The sequence below is a fragment of the Pseudonocardia endophytica genome (assembly GCF_004339565.1).
Lineage (GTDB): Bacteria > Actinomycetota > Actinomycetes > Mycobacteriales > Pseudonocardiaceae > Pseudonocardia > Pseudonocardia endophytica.
Window position 1 is genome coordinate 1757665 of the sequence record NZ_SMFZ01000001.1, and the last position, 18686, is coordinate 1776350.

The following is an 18686-nucleotide window of genomic DNA, read 5'->3' on the forward strand; positions in this document are numbered from 1 at the left end:
GAGCTGGAGCCCTCGATGAGCACCCCCACCACGACGTCGGCGACCGCCCCACCCGGCGACGCCCCTCCCGAGGGTCGCCGCGCCGCCGTCGTCGACTGCGACGTCCACGCCGTCCTGCCCTCGGCGCGGGCCCTGCTCCCCTACCTCGACGACTACTGGGCTGCCCAGCTCGAGGCGCAGTTGGCGCCGACCTACGAACCGAGCTACCACCCGCCGTCCTCGCCGATCGCCGAGCGTCCGGGAGCGACGCCGGGCCCGGACGGACGCGCCGGGACGTCCGCGGACGCCCTGGTCGCCGACGTGTTCGCGGACGGCGACACGGACGTCGCGATCCTCAACTGCCTCTACGGCGTGCAACAGATACACCAGCCGCGGCGCGAAGCCGCACACGCCCGTGCGCTCAATGACTGGATCTCCCGCGAGTGGTTGGACCACGACGACCGGCTCCGCGGGTCGATCGTGGTGCCGCAGGGCACACCGGTGCTCGCCGCAGAGGAGATCGACCGCTGCGCTGCCGACGGCCGCTTCGCCCAGATCCTGCTGCTGGGCCAGTCCGAGCTGCCCTACGGTCGCCAGATCAACTGGCCGATCTGGGAGGCGGCGGCACGGCACGGCCTGCCGGTGGCGATCCACATCGGTGGTGTGTTCCGGCAGGCCCCCACCTCGGTCGGCTGGCCGACGACCCACCTCGAGTGGTACGTCGGCCAGCAGTCCAACCTGGAGGCCCAGCTGACCTCCATCGTGTCCGAGGGCGTCCTCCAGAAGTTCCCGGAGACCCGGATCGTCGTCAGCGAGCTCGGCTTCCGCTGGGTCCCACCGTTCCTGTGGAAGTTCGACAAGCTCTGGAAGAGCTACCGCCAGGACGTCCCGTGGGTGACCGAGCGGCCGTCGGACCTCGTCCGCCGCCACGTCCGCTTCACCACCGCCCCCTCCGACGGCGCCGAGCGGCCCGGGGAGCTCGACCGTGTCGTCGACCACCTCGGATCCGCGGACATGCTCGTCTACTCCAGCGACTACCCGCATCAGCACCACTCGCCCCCGCGCGCGATCGAGCAAGGCTCGTCGGACCCAGCCCTGGTCGAGCGGATCCGTCGCGGCAACGCGTTCGCCCTCCACGGCCTCCACGTCCCCGCCGCCCGCTGACCCCCCTCCACGGGAGGAGACCCCACATGACACTCATCGAGGAGCGTCCGGTCCACGGAGTCCGGCCGATCCAGTCGATCGGCACCGGGATCGTGGACGTCGACATCCACCCGGTCCCACCGGCGGGCGCCGTCGCGGAGTACGTGCCGCAGCGCTGGCGCCGAGTCATCGACGAGTTCGGCGCCCGCACCACCAACGGGCTGCAGAACCTCGGCGAGTACCCGCAGCTCTACGGCGGCGCGATGCGCGCCGACTCCTGGCCGGACGACGGCTTCCCCGGCTCGGACCTGGGGATGATCCGCTCGCAGCTGCTCGATCGCTACGACATCCGGCTCGGCGTCCTGCAGTGCCTGTCCCCCGGCGGCCAGGCGTTGAACCCGGCAGCCCAGGCCCTGCGGCCCGAGATCGCGGACGTCCTCACCCGCGCGGTGAACGACTGGCAGCTCGATCATCTGGTCGTGCCCGAGCCGCGGCTTCGCGCGGCGATCTCGCTGCCCTGGGAGAACCCGGACCTGGCTGTCGCCGAGCTGGAGCGCATCGGCTCACACCCGGGCGTCCTCGCGGTGCTCGGGCTGAGCAAGACCCGCGACCCGCTCGGCAGCCGCCGCTACTGGCCGATCTACGAGGCGATGCTCGACTACGGCCTCCCGTTGCAGGTTCATCTGTCCCAGGGCGGCGGCAACCCGGCGACCGGTACCGGCTGGCCCTCGTACCACACCGAGTACCACGTCGGGCAGGTCCAGAGCTTCCAGTCCCAACTCCTGAACCTGATCCTCTCCGGCACCTTCGACCGGTTCCCGGACCTGCGGGTCATGTTCGTCGAAGGCAACGTCGCGCATTTCGTCCCGTTGGCCGAGCGACTGGACTACCACTGGGAGACGCAGCGCGACGAGGTCCCGGACCTGCAACGCAAGCCGTCGGAGTACCTGCACGACCACGTCTGGGTCTCTACCCAGCCGATCGACGAGCCCGACGACCCCGCACACCTCGTCGAGTACATCGAGGAGTTCGGTCGGGACCGGGTGCTGTTCGCCTCCGACTACCCGCACTTCGACTTCGACGACCCGCACGAGATCTTCCCGTCGTCGTTCCCTGCCGGGCTGAAGGACCGGATCCTGCGAGACAACGCCCGACGGTTCTTCGGCCTGGAGGACGAGGCGTGACCCGTTACGCCGTCGCCGGAACATCCGAGATCGGTCCGGGCCAGCGCAAGATCGTCGAGATCGAGGGCAGACCGGTCGGCGTCCTCAACGTCGACGGCGAGTACTTCGCCCTGCTCGACCGCTGTCCGCACGCCGGGGCGCCGTTGTGCGGGCACGGCACGATCTTCGGGGTCTCCACCGCCGCACAGCCCGACGGCCCGATCGAATACGAGGGCGGACGATCGCTGCGCTGCCCGTGGCACGCGTGGGAATTCGACGTCCGTACCGGGGTCTCGTTCTACGACCCCCGCAACGCCCGGGTGCGCCGGTACCCCGTCGAGGTCGTCGCGGGAGCGCCCGACGACGTCGTCGAGCCCGACGGCGGTCGCCAGGAGGGGCCGCTGGTCCTGGAGGGCTACGAGGTGGCCGTCGAGGGCGACATGCTGGTCGTCGACACCGCCCGCCGCCGCCCTGGACGTACGGCCGTCCCGCCGCGGCCCGCGGACGAGCCGGTCGACGTCGTCGCCGTCGTCGCGGCGAAGCGAGCCGCAGCGGCCGGGGTAGCCGTCGTCGAACTGAGGTCCAGGGACGGCACCCCGATGCCGGCCTGGACGCCCGGCGCCCATCTCGAGGTCACCCTCACCGACGACCTCGTCCGGCACTACTCGCTCTGCGGCGCCCCCGACGACCGGAGCACCTGGCGGATCGGTGTGCTGCGAGAGCAGCGCGGCCGAGGCGGGTCTGCGTATGTGCACGACACCCTGCAGGTCGGCGACGAGATCCGCTGCCACGGGCCGCGGAACAACTTCGCGCTGGAGAAGGCGCGGGAGTACGTGTTCCTCGCGGGCGGCATCGGGATCACGCCCATCCTGCCGATGATCGCCGAGTGCGAGGCGTCCGGCCAGCCGTGGCGGCTGGTGTACGGCGGTCGCTCCCGCAGCTCCATGGCCTTCCTGGAGGAGGTGGAGGCCTACGGGGACCGGGTCACGATCTGGCCGCATGACGAACGCGGGCACCTCGATCTCCCCGCTGCGCTCGGTGAGCCCCGCGACGGCGTGGCCGTCTACTGCTGCGGACCCGGCCCGCTGATCGACGCCGTCGAGGGCCAGTGCGCGCCATGGCCGGCCGGCACCCTGCACGTGGAACGGTTCCGTCCGGCGGACGGAGCCCTCGACGGGCCGGACACCGCGTTCGAGGTGGTGTGCGACCGCTCGGACCTGGTGGTGGGCGTTCCCGAGGGCCGGTCGGTCGTCGACGCGCTCGCCGACGCCGGTGTCCACGTGCCGACCTCGTGCCGGGAGGGCACGTGCGGCACCTGCGAGACGGTCGTCCTCGACGGCGTCCCCGACCACCGCGACTCCTTCCTCAGCCCGAGCGAGCGCGCGTCGAACGAGGTCATGACGCCGTGCTGCTCGCGCTCGCACGGGCCGCGGCTCGTCCTCGACCTGTGACCCGCCGCGGCCGACCCGGCCGTCGACATGATCGGAGAAGATCGAATGAGTCAGCAGCCGTCCGGCTCGGCCGTCGTCGTCGGCGGCGCGCGGGGCATCGGGCTCGCCGCCGTGGAGCTGGCCGTCTCGCAGGTCGCGGCGATGACTGTGCTCGACCTCCCCGACGAGGCTCCAGAGGTCGCCGAGGCGTTCCCGGGAGCCCGCTACCGGCGGGCCGACGTCCTCGACCGGGACGCGCTGGAGAAGGGCTTCGCCGACGCCGCCGAGGCGGGGCCGGTGACGGGCGTGTTCGTGCCAGCGGGCATCACGCTGCCACACCGTTGCTGGAGGTCACGGCCGAACAGGCCCAGCGCTGCCTTCTGGTCAACATCATGGGGTCGATCAACACGATCCAGGCCGCTGCCCCGTACCTCGCGCCGGGGGCGTCGATCGTCCTGTGCTCCTCGGTCGCCGCGTACACCGGCGGCGGCTACGTCGGCGGCCCGGTCTACGGCGCCTCCAAGGCCGGCGTGATCGGCCTGACCAAGGGCGCCGCGCGGGAGCTCGCACCCCGAAAGATCCGGGTCAACTGCATCGCCCCCGGCTGCACCGCCACCTCGATGATCGGGGACGACCCCGAGGTCATCGCCACGCTGGCCGGCCGGGCGCTGGCCGGACGGCTCGCCGAGCCGGACGAGATCGCCCGGGCGGCGCTCTACCTGTGGTCGTCCGCGTCGTCGTACATGACCGGTGCGGTACTCGACGTCAACGGCGGAATCCGGCTCTGACACCCCGTCCCACGACTGGAGGAGCGAACACGCATGTCCCTCACCCCTCATCTGACCGGGTGGGCCCACACCCGCTTCGGCAAGTCCGACCTCCCGGACGTCGAGGCGTTGATGGCCGAGGTCTCGATCGCCGCCGTGCGCGACGCCGGCCTCGACCCACAGGACCTCGACGCGGTGTCCGTCGGGGTTTTCGGCACCGACATCACCCGACAGCGATTCGACGCGGCACTGGTCGGCACCGGCGCCCCCGAGCTGGCCTCGGTGCCCGCGGTGCGCTCGGAGAACGCCTGCGCGACCGGAAGCGCCGCCCTCTACGCAGCCTTCGACATGGTCGAGGCGGGACGTGCCCGCGCCGTGCTGGTCGTCGGCGCGGAGAAGATGACGCGGACGCCCGGCGACGCGGTCACCGACGTCCTGCTCGGAGCCGCCCACCTCCCGTCCGAGGGCGAGTTCGGGAGCTTCCCCGCCGTGTTCGCCTGGCTCGCTCGGCGCTACTCCGAGCGCTACGGCGACCCACGGCGGGCGTTGTCGCGGATCGCGGCGAAGAACCACCGCAACGGCGTGGCGAACCCGTACGCCCATCTGCGGCGCGATCTCGGCGTCGAGTTCTGCTCGACGGTCTCCGAGCGCAACCCGCTCGTCGCCGACCCGCTGCTGCGCACCGACTGCTCGCTCGTCTCCGACGGCGCAGCCGCCGTCGTCGTGACCACGCCGGACGTCGCGGCAACCGCCCGCCGCGCGGTGGGCGTCCGGTCGCGGGTCCAGGCCAACGACCCGATGGCGATCGTCTCCCGCCCAGATCCGCTGGCCCTCGACGCCGGCCGCCGGGCATTCCGCGGGGCGCTGCACGAGGCCGGAGTCGGTCTGGACGGCCTCGACCTGATCGAGACCCACGACTGCTTTACCGTCGCCGAGCTGCTGCAGTACGAGGCGTTCGGGCTCGCCGAGCCCGGAAAGGCATCGGTCCTACTGGATGAAGGTCGCACCGAGCCCGACGGGACGCTACCGGTCAACGTCTCGGGCGGGCTGAAGGCGAAAGGCCACCCGATCGGCGCGACCGGAGTGTCCCAGCACGTCCTCGCGGCGATGCAGCTCGTCGGCGAAGCCGGTGACATGCAGCTCGCACGGGCCTACCGCGCCGCGGTGTTCAACATGGGCGGCGCCGCGGTGGCCAACTACGCGACCGTGCTGGAAGGTGCGCGATGACGTCTCCCGCGGTCCGCGCCGTGAACCTCGCGGAGATGCTGTCCCAGACCGCCCGCAGGCTCCCGGACGCCACCGCGGTCGTGCACGGCTCGGTCCGGTGGACGTGGCGCGAGCTGAACGAGGGCGCCGACCGGGTGAGCGCGGCGCTGCGCCGCACCGGGGTCCGCACCGGCGACTGCGTGCTGCTCCACGCCCGGAACCATCCCGAGTACATCCAGTCGCTCTACGGCATCTGGCGGGCCGGGGCGGCCGTCGCACCCACCAACGTGCGCCTCACTCCAGCAGACGTCGCCGTGATCGCCGACGTCTGCCGTCCGGTTGCGATGATCGCCTCGGCCGGGACGGGAGACCACGTCGCCGCGGTCCGCGAAACCACAGGCCTCGCCTCCGGCGTGCTGTGGATCGACGGGGACGGCGGGCCGGACGCCGTCGCCGACCTGCCACCAGCAGCAGGAGGCGAAGCTGGGAACGCCATCGTCGAGGTGGGGGCACACGCCTGGTACTTCTTCACCTCGGGGACGAGCGGGGCACCTAAGGCCGCCATCCTGACCCACGACCAGCTCGGCTTCGTCACGACCAACCACGCCGCTGACCTGATGCCCGGACTGTCCGAGTCCGACGTGTCGCTCGCGGTCGCACCACTGTCGCACGGCGCGGGGGTGCACCTCTTGCCGCAGGTGGCTCGCGGCGCGCCCACGGTGATCCCGACGTCGTCACGGCTGCACGCCGAGGAAGTCTGGGGACTTGTCGAGCAGGAACGTGTGACGAACATGTTCACTGTCCCCACGATCCTGACGACGCTGACCGACGATCCCGCGGTCGAGAAGTTCGACCACTCCTCGCTACGGCACATCATCTACGCGGGCGCTCCGATGCTCAATGCCGACCGGGACCGCGCGCTCGAGGTCCTTGGTCCGGTGCTGGTGCAGTACTACGGCCTGGGCGAGGTGACCGGCAACATCACCGTTCTACCGCCGGTCGAGCACAGGAGGCCGCAACCCGACGACGTAGAGATCGGCACCTGCGGTCGCCCGCGGACCGGGATGCAGATCGCGATCCTCGACGACGCAGGCGTCGAGCTAGGCCCGGGCGAGATCGGCGAGATCTGCGTGGCCGGCCCCGCGGTCTGCGCCGGCTACCTCGCGAACGAAACGGCGACGGCAACCGCGTTCGAGGGCGGCTGGTTCCACACCGGCGACATCGGCACCCTCGACGAGCACGGCTACCTCTATATCACCGGACGCGCCTCCGACATGTACATCTCGGGCGGCTCGAACGTCCACCCGCGCGACATCGAGGAGAAGCTCGCCGCGCACCCGGCCGTCGCGGAAGTCGCCGTGTTGGGGATGCCACACCCCAAGTGGGGCGAGATCGGGGTGGCAGTGTGGGTGTCCCAGCCCGGTGCGGAGACCGACAGTGCGGAACTGCTCGGCTGGCTCGAACCGAAGCTCGCTCGCTACAAACTGCCCAAATACTGCATCCGCTGGTCCGAGCTTCCCAAGTCCGGCTACGGGAAGATTGTCAAGAGAACGATCCGGGACAAGCTCATCTCGTCTGGGTGGGCTCCATCGAACTGAGCAGCCGACGTGGTCGCACGCAGTTCGATCAACGGGACCTCGGCCTTGCCCGGCCACCAGGTCGTTCACCGATCCTGCCCGATGCCCGTGTCGTCCATAGGACAACGATCGCGGTGTTGTGGCGATCTTCGCACCGATCGACATCGTCCGGTGGGTGGCTCCGCGGCGGGTTCACCCGACATCGCCCTCGGCTCCGTCAGTGATTGTCACCATCGCCCGTCGCCGGTGCCACTGCGACGTGGTTCAGGGTGGCCTCCGGCCATTCGTGGCCGGCATCCCCGCGGCCGTGGCGCGCCTCAGCTCAAGCCCAGAGCCTCGACCAGCCCGAAACCGTGGGCGAGGATCGACAAGGAGTTGAAGGTGATGTGCACGACGAACGAGGGCCAGATCGACCTGGTCCGGTAGAACAGCCAGGCGGACCACAGGCCGACCACGAGCGCGGTCGGGAGCACGTCGTTGATGCCGTGTGACACCGCGAACACCACACCGCTCCCGATCACGGTGACCCAGGCACCCCACCGCCGCAAGAACGAGGCGAGCAGACCGCGGAACAGCAGCTCCTCGCCGATCGGCGTGAGGATCCCACCGAGCACGAGCGTGACGAGCAGCGAGGCGACGCCGGCCCCGTAGGCGGAACGGTAGTCCTCCTGGACCGCTTCCGACCCCGGGAAGAGCGGGCCGCTGAGCAGGGTCAGCACCGAGCCCACGACCAGGCAGACAACGGCACCGACGAACGCGATCGCCAGCCATCGCCCGGCCACGCTGCGGAATCCGAACGGGCCCAGAGCTCGAATCCGGACCAGCACCGCCGCGATGAACGCCCCGGCGGGGGCGAGCCCGGACAGTGCGAACTGCAGCATGCCTGCCACCGCAGGGGCGCTGGGCGGAGCGACCACGAAGATCAGGGCGCCTCCCACCGCGTACAGCACCACTGCGGTGACCACTGCGGTCAACAGCTCGGGCCATCCCGGCCGCGGCGCGTCGAGTCGCGAAACGATCGTCTGCGTGTCTGCTCGCTCGGGCACGCGCACAAGTTGAAACCATGCCGCCGGGGCAAGGTCAAGCTCTTCACCGTGTCAGGTGCGGGGGTCGCAGCCCCAGCTCCATCTCGTCCACCTGCGCAGCCGTCGACAAGTAGCCCATGACAGCGTTGTCGGACGACACCACGCGTCCGATCCACAAGATCGACCTTCGTGCGTGCGATACTCGGTTCCGTATATGATGCTCGGTTCCGAAGGGTGGACGAGCGATGGCGAAGGATGTGGTCCGAATTTCCGACAACGGCTCCCGGCGCCAGCAGCTGCCCGAGGAAGTGGCCGGTTACGTGCGCGAACTCATCCTGTCCGGCACGGTGAAGCCGGGTGAGTTCCTGCGCATGGAGCCCATCGCCGAGGCCGTCGGCGTCAGCAACACGCCGGTCCGCGAAGGCCTTCTCACCCTGTCCAGCGAGGGGTTCGTCCAGCTGGTCCCCCGGCGCGGATTCGTGGTCGCACCGGTCTCGCAGCAGGACATCCGGGACCTGTTCTGGGCTCAGGCCCAGCTCGCGGCCGAGCTCGCCGCGCGCGCGGCCAAGAAGATCTCCCCGGAGACGGTCGCGCGTCTCGAGGAGATCGACGAACAGTTCCGCGCCGCCGTCGATCGTCGCGATCATGATGCGGTCGCGAATCTGGGACACCGGTTCCACCGGGAGATCAACCTCGCGGCGGACTCGCGGCGCCTGACCCTGCTGCTCGGCTCCGTGGTGCGGCATCTGCCGAACCGCTTCTACGCGTCGATCGAGGGACAGGTCGCGTCCACGCACGACGACCACCCCGAGCTGATCGAGGCGCTGCGCTCCCGCAACGCCCGCAAGGCGCGCTCGCTGACCGAGAAACACATCCTCGAGGGCGCCGACGGCGTGATCCACATGCTCGAGGAGCGGGGGCTCTGGGCCGGGGAGCAGTCCGCATAGGAACTCACCCGGCGGGGCGGCTCCATGCGTCGACGACGTCGTCCACGTCGAGGAGCCGGTCGCTCGGTGTACCCGGTGCCCGGCCGGGCGTGCGCCCGAAGCGCGGCGCAGGCGACGGGTGTTGAACGCCCGCGACCGACTGGTACAGGTCGCGCTCGACGTTGTGCGGGTGCTTCACGGCCTCGTCGAACGTCCACACCGGAGTGACGCAGGCGTCGGTGCCCTCGTAGACCTCGGCCCACTCGTCGCGCGTGCGGGCGGCGATCGCGTCGGCGATGTGCGCACGGAGCTCCGGCCAGCGTTCCTGGTCGTCCTGCTCCGGCCAGTCGTGCGTCGCCACGCCGAGCCGGGACACGAACTCGTCGTAGAAGCTGGGCTCCAGAGCGCCGACGGCGAGGTATCCGCCGCATGCGCACCGGTAGGTGTCGTAGAACGGCGCGCCCGAGTCCAGGTAGTTCGTGCCGGGCACGTCGCTGTACCGGCCGGCCGCACGCAGGCCCTGGAGCTTCGCCGTCAGGAGCGCCACCCCGTCCACCATCGCGGCGTCGAGCACCTGCCCGACACCGGACGTGCGCGCCTCCAGCACGGCCGAGACGATACCGAAGGCCGCGAGCAGGCCGCCGCCCGCATAGTCGCCCAGCAGGTTGATCGGCGGTCGCGGAGCCTCTCCGGCGCGGGCCATCGCGTGCAGGGCACCCGACTGCGCGACGTAGTTGATGTCGTGACCGGCGGTCCGCGCCAGGGGGCCGTACTGCCCGTACCCGGTCAGCCGTGCATAGACGACCGCCGGGTTGCGGTCGTGGACCTGCTCTGGACCGAGGCCGAGACGCTCGGCGACGCCCGGACGGTAGCCCTCGACGAAGACATCGGCGCGCTCGACGAGAGCCAGCACGGACTCGGTCCCGGACGGGTCCTTCAGATCCACCGCCACCGACGAGACGCCGCGGTTCGCCAGGTCGTGCTCGGCCGCCATCCCCTCGGTCTGGCCGAGCGCGCGCCCAGCGCGGCTCGGCGGCCGGGTCACGCGGACCACGTCCGCGCCCATGTCCGCGAGCAGCATGCCGGCGAACGGCGTCGGCCCCATCCCGGCCAGGCTGACGACCCGCACCCCGGACAGCGGCCCCATCAGTAGGCCCGCGGCAGCTTCAGCACCTGGTTGGAGATGTAGTTCAGCACCATCTCCTGGGAGAACGGCGCGTTGCGCAGCAGCCGGACCTCCCGCCACAGACGCTCGACGTGGTACTCCTTCGCGTACGCGTAACCGCCCATGGTCGACATGGCCCGGTCGCACGCCTCGAAACCGGACTCGGCGCCGAGGAACTTCGCGGCGGCCGACAGCTCGCCGCAGTTCTCGCCTGCGTCGAACTGCGCGGCGGCCTTCATCGCGATCGCCTCGGCCGCCTCCAACCGGATCCAGGAGTCCGCGAGCGGATGCGCGACGGCCTGGTTCTTGCCGATCGGGCGGTCGAACACGACCCGGTCCTTCGCGTACTGCGTGGCCAGGTCCAGCCCGGAGCGGCCGAGCCCGATCCCCTCCATGCCGACCACGATTCGCTCCGGGTTCAGGCCGTCGATCAGGTAGTAGAAGCCCTTGTCGACCTCGCCGACCACCTCGTCGTCGGAGACCTCGAGGTTGTCGATGAACAGCTCGTTCGAGTCGATCGCCGCCCGCCCGAGCTTCTCGATCTCGGTGACGGTGATCCGGTCCCGGTTCAGGTCGGTGAAGAACAGCGTCATCCCGTGCAGCGGCTTCGCCTCGTCACGCGGCGAGGTGCGGGCCAGCAGCAGGATCTTGTGCGCGTTCTGCGCGTTCGTGATCCACACCTTCTGCCCGTTGACGACGTACCCGCCGTCGATCTTCTCGGCCTTCGTGCGGATCCGGGACGTGTCCACGCCGGCCGTCGGCTCGGTGACGCCGAACGCCGTCAGGACCTCACCGGCGGCGATCTTCGGGAGCCACTCGCGCTTCATCGCCTCGGAGCCGTGGCGCACGATCGGCGCCGGCGGGAAGACGTAGAAGTGGATCGCCGAGCCGCCGCTCATCCCCGCACCGGACGCCGCGATCTCGCCCATCATGACGGCCGCCTCGGTGATGCCGAGCCCGAGCCCGCCGTACTCCTCGGGGATCATCCCGCCGAGCCAGCCGCCCTCGGCGAACGCGTTCACGAACTCCCAGGGGTAGGCGTGCTCGGCGTCGCAGCGCCGCCAGTAGTCCCAGTCGAACTTGCGGGCGAGGCCGCGCACGGTCTCGCGGATCAGTACGAGATCGGACGGCTCGGTGGTGGTCGCGGTGGTGGTCACTGCGTGCTCCTCTACGCGAAGTCTGCTGCTCAAGAAGCTGCGGCGGCCTGCTCGGCGGGCCGTTTCATCATCAGGCCGACCCGGACGGCGTCGCAGACGACCTCGTCGCGCTGGTTGATGCCGAGGTGGCGGAACGTGACGATCCCGGAGTCGTCGCGGCTCTTGGACTCCCGGGTCTCGACGATCTCGGTGCGCACCCGGATGGTGTCGCCGTGGAAGACCGGCTTCGGGAACTTGATCTCGTTGAACCCGAGGTTGCCGAGCGTCGTCCCCTGGGTCGTCTCCGGCACCGTGATCCCGGAGACGAGGCCGAGGATGAACAGGCTGTTGACGAGCCGCTGCCCGTGGATCGAGTTCTTCGAGTACTCGGCGTCGAGGTGCAGCGGGGCCAGGTTCAGGGTCAGCGAGCTGAACAGGACGTTGTCGGTCTCGGTGACCGTGCGTCGGGTGGCGTGCTCGATGGCCTGGCCCGGCTCGAACTCCTCGAAGTACAGGCCGCTCATGCGTGGTCCTCCTCGTGGGGGCGGCGGCGTCGTCGGACCGCCGCGGTGCTACTGCGTTGCCACCGCAAGCTACACAATATATTATGTTGGAGCAACGTGAGCCCCGATGGAGAGGACCCGACGACCATGCAGAACACCCCGCCGGTGGAAGCCGCACTCGGTCGTCTGGTGGCCGGGCTCGAGTTCGACGCGATCCCGGCCGACGCGCTAGCGGGAGCCCGCCGGCTGATGCAGGACCAGCTCGCGCTCCAGGTCGGTTGCGAGGCGCTGCCGTGGAGCCGGGCCGTGGTGGAGCTCGGTCGTGCTCGGCACGCCCCCGGGTCGGCGCGCGTGGTCGTCACCGGCGACGCGATGAGCCCGGCCGACGCCGCGTTCGTCAACGCGACGCTCGGACACAGCTTCGAGTACGACGACGCCCACCGGGCCAGCTCCAGCCATCCCGGCAGCTGTGTGGTGTCCACCGCGCTCGCGATCGGCGAGCAGGACGGGCTGACGCTGCGCGACGTGCTGCTCGGCGTCGTCGCCGGCTACGAGGCCTACACGCGCATCGGCGTGCTCGCCGCGCCGGATCTGCTGGAGACGGGCTACCACCCGCACGCGATGCTGTCCCCGTTCGGCGCCGCCGCGGTCGTCGCGAGGATGCGCGGTTTCGACGTCGAGCGGACCACCCACGCGCTCGCGATCGCCATGAGCCATTGCGGCGGCACCACCGAGTACACGTCGTCGGGCGGTTCGGTGAAGCGGCTGCACGCCGGGATCGGCACCCGCGGAGGTGTCCAGGCGGCCGAGATGGCCGAGGCGGGCATCACCGGCCCGACGTCCTACCTGACCGGCTCGAAGGGTTTCTTCGGGACCTTCCTGCGCCGCGACCCCGGCCCGGACGCCGCCGAGGCCTTCTCCCCGGACCGGCCGTTCGAGGTGGGCCGGGTCTGGATCAAGCCGTACTGCTGCTGCGGCTGCTGCCACGCCTACGTCGACGGGGCGCGGGAGCTGGCCGCTCCGGCCGACAAGATCACCGGCGTCGAGCTGGCGATCCAGGCGGGGGCCGACGTCGTCGTCGGGAACCGGAACGCGAACTCCTATGCGCCGCAGAACATCGTGAACCTGCAGTACAGCCTGCCGTTCCAGGTCGCGTTCGCGCTGACCGGCCACGGCAACGGGTTCAGCACGCACTTCGACTACCTCGAGGGGCGACTCAAGCTCACCGAGGACGGTGACGGCGCAGAGGTCGCGCAGCTCGCTCAGCGGGTCCGGATCACCCCGAACCCGGAGCTCGACGCCGGCTACCCCGGCAAGTGGGTCGGCGACATCACCGTCACCTACGCCGACGGGACGTCCGCGCACCGGTTCGTGGAGGACTCCAGCGGGACGGTCGAGAACCCGATCTCCCGGACGGACCTGGATGCGAAGTTCCGGGATCTCACCGTCGGACGGCTGGGTGCCGCGGGCGGTGAGGAGCTGCTGCGCACGATCACCGACGGCGACCTCGACATGCCGGCGTCCGCGCTGGCCGACCAGCTGATCGTGAGGACGTCCGTTGCCTGACAAGCCTCTGACCGGTATCCGCGTCCTGGAGATCGGCGGCTACATCTCCATGCCGATGGGTGGGGCGCTGCTCGCCGCCCTCGGCGCCGACGTGGTGAAGGTGGAGTCGCCGGCCGGAGACGACTTCCGCCGCGGCGACAACGACCGGAGCCCGTACTTCGCCCAGGTCAACGCCGGCAAGCGCAGCCTGAGCGTCGACCTGAAGAAGCCGGAGGGCCTCGACCTGGTCAAGGCGCTGCTCCCCCGCTTCGACGTGCTGATGGAGAACATGCGCCCCGGCAAGCTCGCCGCCCTCGGCCTGGGCCCCGAGGTCTGTTCCGCCCTGCGACCGAACCTGGTCTTCGGGTCGGTCAACGGGTTCGGCGACGGCGGACCGCTGCGTGACAGGCCGGCGTACGACACGATCGGCCAGGCGTTCGGTGGCCTGTACTCGGTGCTCGGCGAGCCGGGGCAGCCGCAGCTGTCCGGCACGATCCTGTCCGACGTCGTCACCGGGCTGGTCAGCGCGACCGGAGTGCTCGCGGCCCTGGTCGGTCGAGGTCAGACCGGCTCCGGCGCGCGGGTCGACACGTCGCTCATGGAGGCGGTCAGCATCCTGACGACGGACGCGTTGAGCCAGTTCTACGACACCGGCACCGACCCGAGCCGCACGACCCGGCACCCGCAGGCGCAGAACTTCTGCGTGGCCACCGCGTCCGGGGACTACATCGCCGTGCATCTGTCGTCGTCACAGAAGTTCTGGGTCAATCTGTGCGCCGCGATGGGCCGCCCGGAGCTGACCGAGGACCCGCGCTTCACGCCATACCGGCACCGCGAGGCGAACTACTTCCAGCTCGTGCCGATCGTGGAGGCGGAGTTCGCCCGCAGGCCCCTCGACGAGTGGGAGAAGCTCCTGACCGAGTTCGACGTGCCGTTCGCGCCGGTGCTGAGCACGGGCACCTACATCGAGCACCCGCAGACGGAGTGGCTGGACCTGTTCGAGCCGGGCGGCCCGAACGGGATGCAGCTGCTGCGCCCACCATGGCGTTTCGACGGCACGCGGCCCGACCGCGGAGGTCCGACGCCGCGGATCGGCCAGCACACCCGGGAGATCGCCGCCGAGGTGTACGACGACGACCAGGTCACCGAGCTCATTGCCGCCGGAATCCTGAACGCCGAGTCCTGACTCGTCGGGCGGCGCCGAGGCCGGCGCGGAACGCCACGCTCCGAGCAGCGCCGCCTCCCGCCGCCATGTGATCCGCGGAACGCGCGCCGTTCCGGAGAACGCGCGTGTCCGGACGTGCGCGTTTTCCGCCGATGCGCGCGTTCCCACCACGGCGCGCGTCGTCCGCTGCCCCGCGCCAAGGAGGGCCGGGCCGGTCGTTCGCCACACCCGATGCCCGTTGGGAGTGCCGCTCCTCGCGTCGAGATGCACGTGAACGGGCTCCGGAGATCCACAAATCCCGCTCAGATACATCTCGGCGCGGGATCGGGTGCCGCGGATCAGATTTGGTCCCGGACCTCGCGGCGGATCGCGTCGGTGTGCTCGCCGAGGGCCGGGACCCGGCCGTCGGGGAGCGTCCAGTCGCGTCCCAACGCGGGCGGGCGCAGCGCGGGCACCTTCCCGACCGGGGAGTCCACCTCGCGCCAGCGACCCCGCTGTGCCAACTGGGGATGACCGGCCAGCTCGGTGACGCTGTTCAGGCGGGCGTTCCCGATCCCGGCCTCGTCGGCGAGCCGCTGGATCTCGGCGAGATCGCGCCCGGCGCACCAGCGGCCGACGATCTCGTCCAGCTCGGCCCGGTGGGCGACCCGGTCGGCGTTGCGCGAGTAGCGCGGGTCGGCGGCGAGATCGCTGTCGCGCAACAGGTTCCCGGCCAGCCGCTGCCACTCCCGGTCGCTCGTCGTCCCGAGCACCACGGTCTGGGAGTCCGCGGTCGGGTACGCGCCGTACGGGGCGACCATCGGCGAGCCCATGCCGACCGGTTCCGGTTCCGGTCCGCCGTGCACGACGGTGTTCAGCGCGAACCCCATCGTCTCCGCGACGACGTCGAGCATCGCCACCGGGATCACCGTCCCGCACCCGGTCCGCTCCCGGTCGTAGAGCGCGGCCAACACGGCGGAGTAGGCGTACAGCGCCGTCCCGACGTCGGCGACCGGGACGCCGCCCTTCGCCGGGTGGCCCGGCGTGCCGGTGATCGCGCAGGCACCGCCCTCGGACTGCACCAGCAGGTCGTAGGCCCGCTTGTGATCCAACGGGCCCCCGACGCCGTACCCGGAGATGTCCACGACGATCAGCCGCGGGTTCCGCCCGGCCACGTCGGAGGGAGCGAGCCCCAGCCGCCCGAGCGCGCCCGGCGCCAGGTTGGACACGAACACGTCGGCCCGTTCCAGCAGCCGGTCGAACACCTCCCGGTCGCCCGTGTCGGTGAGTGACAGCTCGACGGACTCCTTGCCGTGGTTGAGCCACACGAAGTGCGCGGCCATGCCGCACACGACGCCGTCGTAGTGCCGGGCCGAGTCGCCGACGCCCGGGTTCTCCACCTTGATCACCCGCGCGCCGAGGTCGGCCAGGTGGCGGGTACACAGTGGAGCGGAGATGGCCTGCTCCAGCGCCAGGACGGTGATCCCGGCGAGCGGCGATCTCACACGCGCTCCACGAGCGCGACCTTGACGTGGTCCGGGCGCTTCAACGTTCCCTCCGGCACGAGCTCGACGGCGGTGCTGACGTTCAGCGCCGACCGTACGCGGTCGAACACCGTGCGGCGCAACGTCTCCTGCCCCTCGCCGGAGAGCCCGGTGACGTACTCGACGACCACCGGCAGCGGCTTCTGCGTCGAGTGCCCCTCGAAGTCCGCCCGGATACGCATCTCCCCCGTCGCGTCCGGTCGCAGCCCGTTCACCAGGTCCTTCACCGCGGACGGGAACAGGTTGATGCCGCGGACGATCAGCATGTCGTCGGTGCGCCCGACGCAGCGGACCTTGTAGCCGGTCCGCCCGCACCGGCAGTCGGTGCCGGTCACGACGACGTGGTCGCGGGTGCGGAAGCGCAGCAGCGGCGACGCGCGGCGCGCCAGCGCGGTGTAGACGAGCTCGCCGGTCGCCCCTTCCACCGGGTCGACGCGGTCCCCGGTGTCGGGGTCGATGAGCTCGGCGACCATCAGGTCCGGCGAGAGGAAGTGCATCCCCTCGGCGGCGTCGCACTCGCCCCAGTAGGTGCAGGCGATGTCGGTGCCGCCCAGCATCTCCCGCGACGTCGCGCTCCAGAGCGCCTCGAGGTTCTCCCGCACCGTGGGGAGGCCGCCGCCCGGCTCGCCGCCGACACTGATCACCTGCACGCCGAGATCGCGCGCGTCGGCGCCGACGATCGACGGCGCCTGGGACGCCAGGTAGGCCAGGAAGTGCGGCGTGCCGATCAACGCCTGCGGCCGCTGGTCGGCCTGCACCCGCAGCAGCCGCTCCGCACCGGCCTCGGCGCCGACCGGGATGTCCACGATGCCCATGTGCTGCGCGATCTGGACGATCGGCAGGCCACCGACGAAGCCCTTGCTCATCCCGAAGCCGTGCAGCATCCGCATTCCCGGCCGGAAGCCGTTGGCGTACAACGCCCGCGCGCCCAGCTCGGACCACGTCGTGACGTCCGAGGCCGTCAGCCCGACGTAGGACGGGCTCCCGGTGGTGCCGGACGACGCCTGGATCTGCACGATCTCGTCGTCGGCGGCGGCGACGTGGCGGCCCAGCGGCGGGTGTGCGGCCAGGCTGTCGCGCAGCTCCTGCTTCTCGGTGAACGGAAGGCCGGCCAGGTCGTCGACGCCGCGGATTCCGGCGAGCACGTCCGCGCCGATCTTGTCCCGGTAGAACGTGCTGTGCGACGCCAGGTACGCGACCTGCTCGCGCAACCGCTCGTCCTGGACCCGCCGCGCCTGCGCCGGGGAGGCCGACTCGATCTCGGCCCAGTGCTGCTCGGAGTAAGGAGGCATCAGTACCGGATCACTCCTCGGATGTTCTTGCCGTCGTGCATGTCCCGGTACCCCTGGTTGATCTCGTCGAGCGAGTAGGTGCGGGTGACGAGCTCATCGAGCTTGAGCTGGCCGTTGCGGTAGAGCTGGAGCAGCCGCGGGATGTCCCAGCTGCCCCGCGACGCGCCGAACAGCGCCCCGACCAGGCTCTTCTGCGCCAGCGTCAGCTCGTAGACGTTCATGTCCACCGGCGTGGTCGCGTTCTTGCCGATCGCCGTGACGACGCAGGTGCCGGCCTTGCGGGTGGCGCCGAGTCCCTGCGACACGTACTCCGGCTTCATGACGCCGACGGTGATGATCGTGGCGTCGGCGCCCTGCCCGTCGGTGAGCTGCCTGGCGACCTCGGTCGCCTCTTCCATCGAGGAGGCGGAGTGGGTCGCGCCGAACTCCTCGGCCTTCTCGCGCTTCATCGCGACCGGGTCGACGGCGATGATCGCGCCCGCCCCGGCGTGCTTGGCGCCCTGGACGGCGTTGATCCCGATCCCGCCGATCCCCATCACGACGGCGACGTCGCCCGGCTGGATCCCGGCCGAGTTGACCGCAGATCCCCACCCGGTGGCCACGCCGCAGCCGACCAGGCAGGCCACCTCCAGCGGGATGTCGTCGTCGATCTTCACGCAGGAGTCGACCGACACCGTGGTCGTCGGCACGAACGTCGAGATCCCGCAGTGCTGCCCGACCGGGGTGCCGTCCGGCTCGAACATCCGGAACGTGCCGTCGGTCCACCGGTGCCCGGCCAGGATCCCGCCGACGAGGTTGCAGAGGTTCTGCCGGCCGGTCATGCACCAGCGGCAGTTGCCGCAGCTCGGGACGGCGGACAGGACGACGTGGTCGCCCTCCTTCAGGCCCTTGCGGTTCGGGCCGCCGACCTTGGTGATGATCCCGGCGCCCTCGTGCCCGAGCGCGAACGGGAACATGTGGGGCGGGCTGTCGCCGGTGACGTGGTGGTCGTCCGAGTGGCACATGCCGGACGCGGCCAGCTCGATCTGCACCTCGTCCGGCTGCGGGTCCTCGACGTCGAGGTCGGTCACCTCGATCTTGCCCGGGTTCTTCCGGATCACCGCTCCGCGTGTCCGCGTCATCGCGACCATCACGTCTCCTT

General features: G+C 70.8%; 16 protein-coding genes. 9 read left to right on the forward strand and 7 right to left on the reverse strand.

Translation table 11 applies throughout. The annotated features are described in order from the left end of the window. The first annotated feature begins 15 nt into the window (after nucleotides 1-15). Genes EV378_RS07775 through EV378_RS07800 form a run of 6 tightly spaced genes read left to right on the forward strand, consistent with a single transcriptional unit; the run spans nucleotide 16 to nucleotide 7286 of the window. Nucleotides 16-1143, forward strand: coding sequence for an amidohydrolase family protein (locus EV378_RS07775; protein WP_132422181.1), 1128 nt, complete (start codon nucleotides 16-18; stop codon nucleotides 1141-1143). Nucleotides 1144-1169: 26 nt separating this feature from the next. After that, nucleotides 1170-2306 (forward strand): amidohydrolase family protein, encoded by a 1137-nt coding sequence (locus EV378_RS07780; protein WP_132422183.1) that lies wholly within the window; start codon nucleotides 1170-1172, stop codon nucleotides 2304-2306. After that, a complete protein-coding gene (locus tag EV378_RS07785; protein WP_132422184.1) occupies nucleotides 2303-3736 on the forward strand; it encodes a Rieske 2Fe-2S domain-containing protein in 1434 nt (477 codons plus the stop codon). The genes EV378_RS07780 and EV378_RS07785 overlap by 4 nt, the downstream gene beginning before the upstream one ends. Next, nucleotides 3733-4503: an SDR family NAD(P)-dependent oxidoreductase gene (locus tag EV378_RS36710; RefSeq protein WP_279389643.1), complete on the forward strand. Its 771-nt coding sequence runs from the start codon at nucleotides 3733-3735 to the stop codon at nucleotides 4501-4503. The genes EV378_RS07785 and EV378_RS36710 overlap by 4 nt, the downstream gene beginning before the upstream one ends. A gap of 33 nt (nucleotides 4504-4536) precedes the next feature. Further along, nucleotides 4537-5709, forward strand: a complete 1173-nt coding sequence (locus tag EV378_RS07795) for a thiolase domain-containing protein (protein WP_132422188.1) — start codon at nucleotides 4537-4539, stop codon at nucleotides 5707-5709. Between the two features lie 35 nt (nucleotides 5710-5744). Beyond that, on the forward strand, nucleotides 5745-7286 hold the full coding sequence (locus tag EV378_RS07800) for an AMP-binding protein (RefSeq protein ID WP_243653584.1): 1542 nt from the start codon (nucleotides 5745-5747) through the stop codon (nucleotides 7284-7286). Between the two features lie 296 nt (nucleotides 7287-7582). On the opposite strand, the gene EV378_RS07805 is transcribed toward EV378_RS07800, so the two are convergent. Continuing rightward, nucleotides 7583-8317: a CPBP family intramembrane glutamic endopeptidase gene (locus EV378_RS07805; protein ID WP_207908598.1), complete on the reverse strand. Its 735-nt coding sequence runs from the start codon at nucleotides 8315-8317 to the stop codon at nucleotides 7583-7585. A gap of 218 nt (nucleotides 8318-8535) precedes the next feature. On the opposite strand from EV378_RS07805, the gene EV378_RS07810 reads away from it, so the two are divergent. Continuing rightward, on the forward strand, nucleotides 8536-9237 hold the full coding sequence (locus tag EV378_RS07810) for a GntR family transcriptional regulator (RefSeq protein ID WP_132422192.1): 702 nt from the start codon (nucleotides 8536-8538) through the stop codon (nucleotides 9235-9237). Between the two features lie 4 nt (nucleotides 9238-9241). Here the strand turns inward: EV378_RS07810 and EV378_RS07815 are convergent, their stop codons facing one another. The 3 genes from EV378_RS07815 to EV378_RS07825 are packed head-to-tail and all read right to left on the reverse strand — an operon-like array spanning nucleotide 9242 to nucleotide 12041. Then, entirely contained in the window at nucleotides 9242-10363 is a 1122-nt protein-coding gene (locus EV378_RS07815) for a CaiB/BaiF CoA transferase family protein (protein WP_207908599.1), read from the reverse strand. After that, nucleotides 10363-11538 carry an acyl-CoA dehydrogenase family protein gene (locus EV378_RS07820; RefSeq protein WP_132422194.1) on the reverse strand — a complete coding sequence of 392 codons (1176 nt, stop codon included), beginning with the start codon at nucleotides 11536-11538 and terminating at the stop codon, nucleotides 10363-10365. Before EV378_RS07820 ends, EV378_RS07815 begins: the two co-directional genes overlap by 1 nt. A gap of 29 nt (nucleotides 11539-11567) precedes the next feature. Continuing rightward, nucleotides 11568-12041 carry a MaoC family dehydratase gene (locus tag EV378_RS07825; RefSeq protein WP_132422196.1) on the reverse strand — a complete coding sequence of 158 codons (474 nt, stop codon included), beginning with the start codon at nucleotides 12039-12041 and terminating at the stop codon, nucleotides 11568-11570. A 96-nt stretch (nucleotides 12042-12137) separates the two neighbouring features. Between EV378_RS07825 and EV378_RS07830 the strand changes: the two genes are divergently transcribed. Both EV378_RS07830 and EV378_RS07835 read left to right on the forward strand, forming a co-directional pair. Next, nucleotides 12138-13586, forward strand: a complete 1449-nt coding sequence (locus EV378_RS07830) for an MmgE/PrpD family protein (protein WP_207908600.1) — start codon at nucleotides 12138-12140, stop codon at nucleotides 13584-13586. Further along, nucleotides 13579-14751 (forward strand): CaiB/BaiF CoA transferase family protein, encoded by a 1173-nt coding sequence (locus tag EV378_RS07835; protein ID WP_132422198.1) that lies wholly within the window; start codon nucleotides 13579-13581, stop codon nucleotides 14749-14751. Before EV378_RS07830 ends, EV378_RS07835 begins: the two co-directional genes overlap by 8 nt. A 317-nt stretch (nucleotides 14752-15068) precedes the next feature. On the opposite strand, the gene EV378_RS07840 is transcribed toward EV378_RS07835, so the two are convergent. From EV378_RS07840 to EV378_RS07850, 3 genes are read right to left on the reverse strand one after another with little or no spacing between them, the layout of a single operon-like run. Then, entirely contained in the window at nucleotides 15069-16214 is a 1146-nt protein-coding gene (locus tag EV378_RS07840; RefSeq protein WP_132422200.1) for a CaiB/BaiF CoA transferase family protein, read from the reverse strand. Continuing rightward, on the reverse strand, nucleotides 16211-17545 hold the full coding sequence (locus EV378_RS07845) for a phenylacetate--CoA ligase family protein (RefSeq protein ID WP_132422202.1): 1335 nt from the start codon (nucleotides 17543-17545) through the stop codon (nucleotides 16211-16213). Before EV378_RS07845 ends, EV378_RS07840 begins: the two co-directional genes overlap by 4 nt. Continuing rightward, nucleotides 17545-18675 (reverse strand): NDMA-dependent alcohol dehydrogenase, encoded by a 1131-nt coding sequence (locus EV378_RS07850; protein WP_341540412.1) that lies wholly within the window; start codon nucleotides 18673-18675, stop codon nucleotides 17545-17547. The genes EV378_RS07845 and EV378_RS07850 overlap by 1 nt, the downstream gene beginning before the upstream one ends. Nucleotides 18676-18686: the final 11 nt, after the last annotated feature.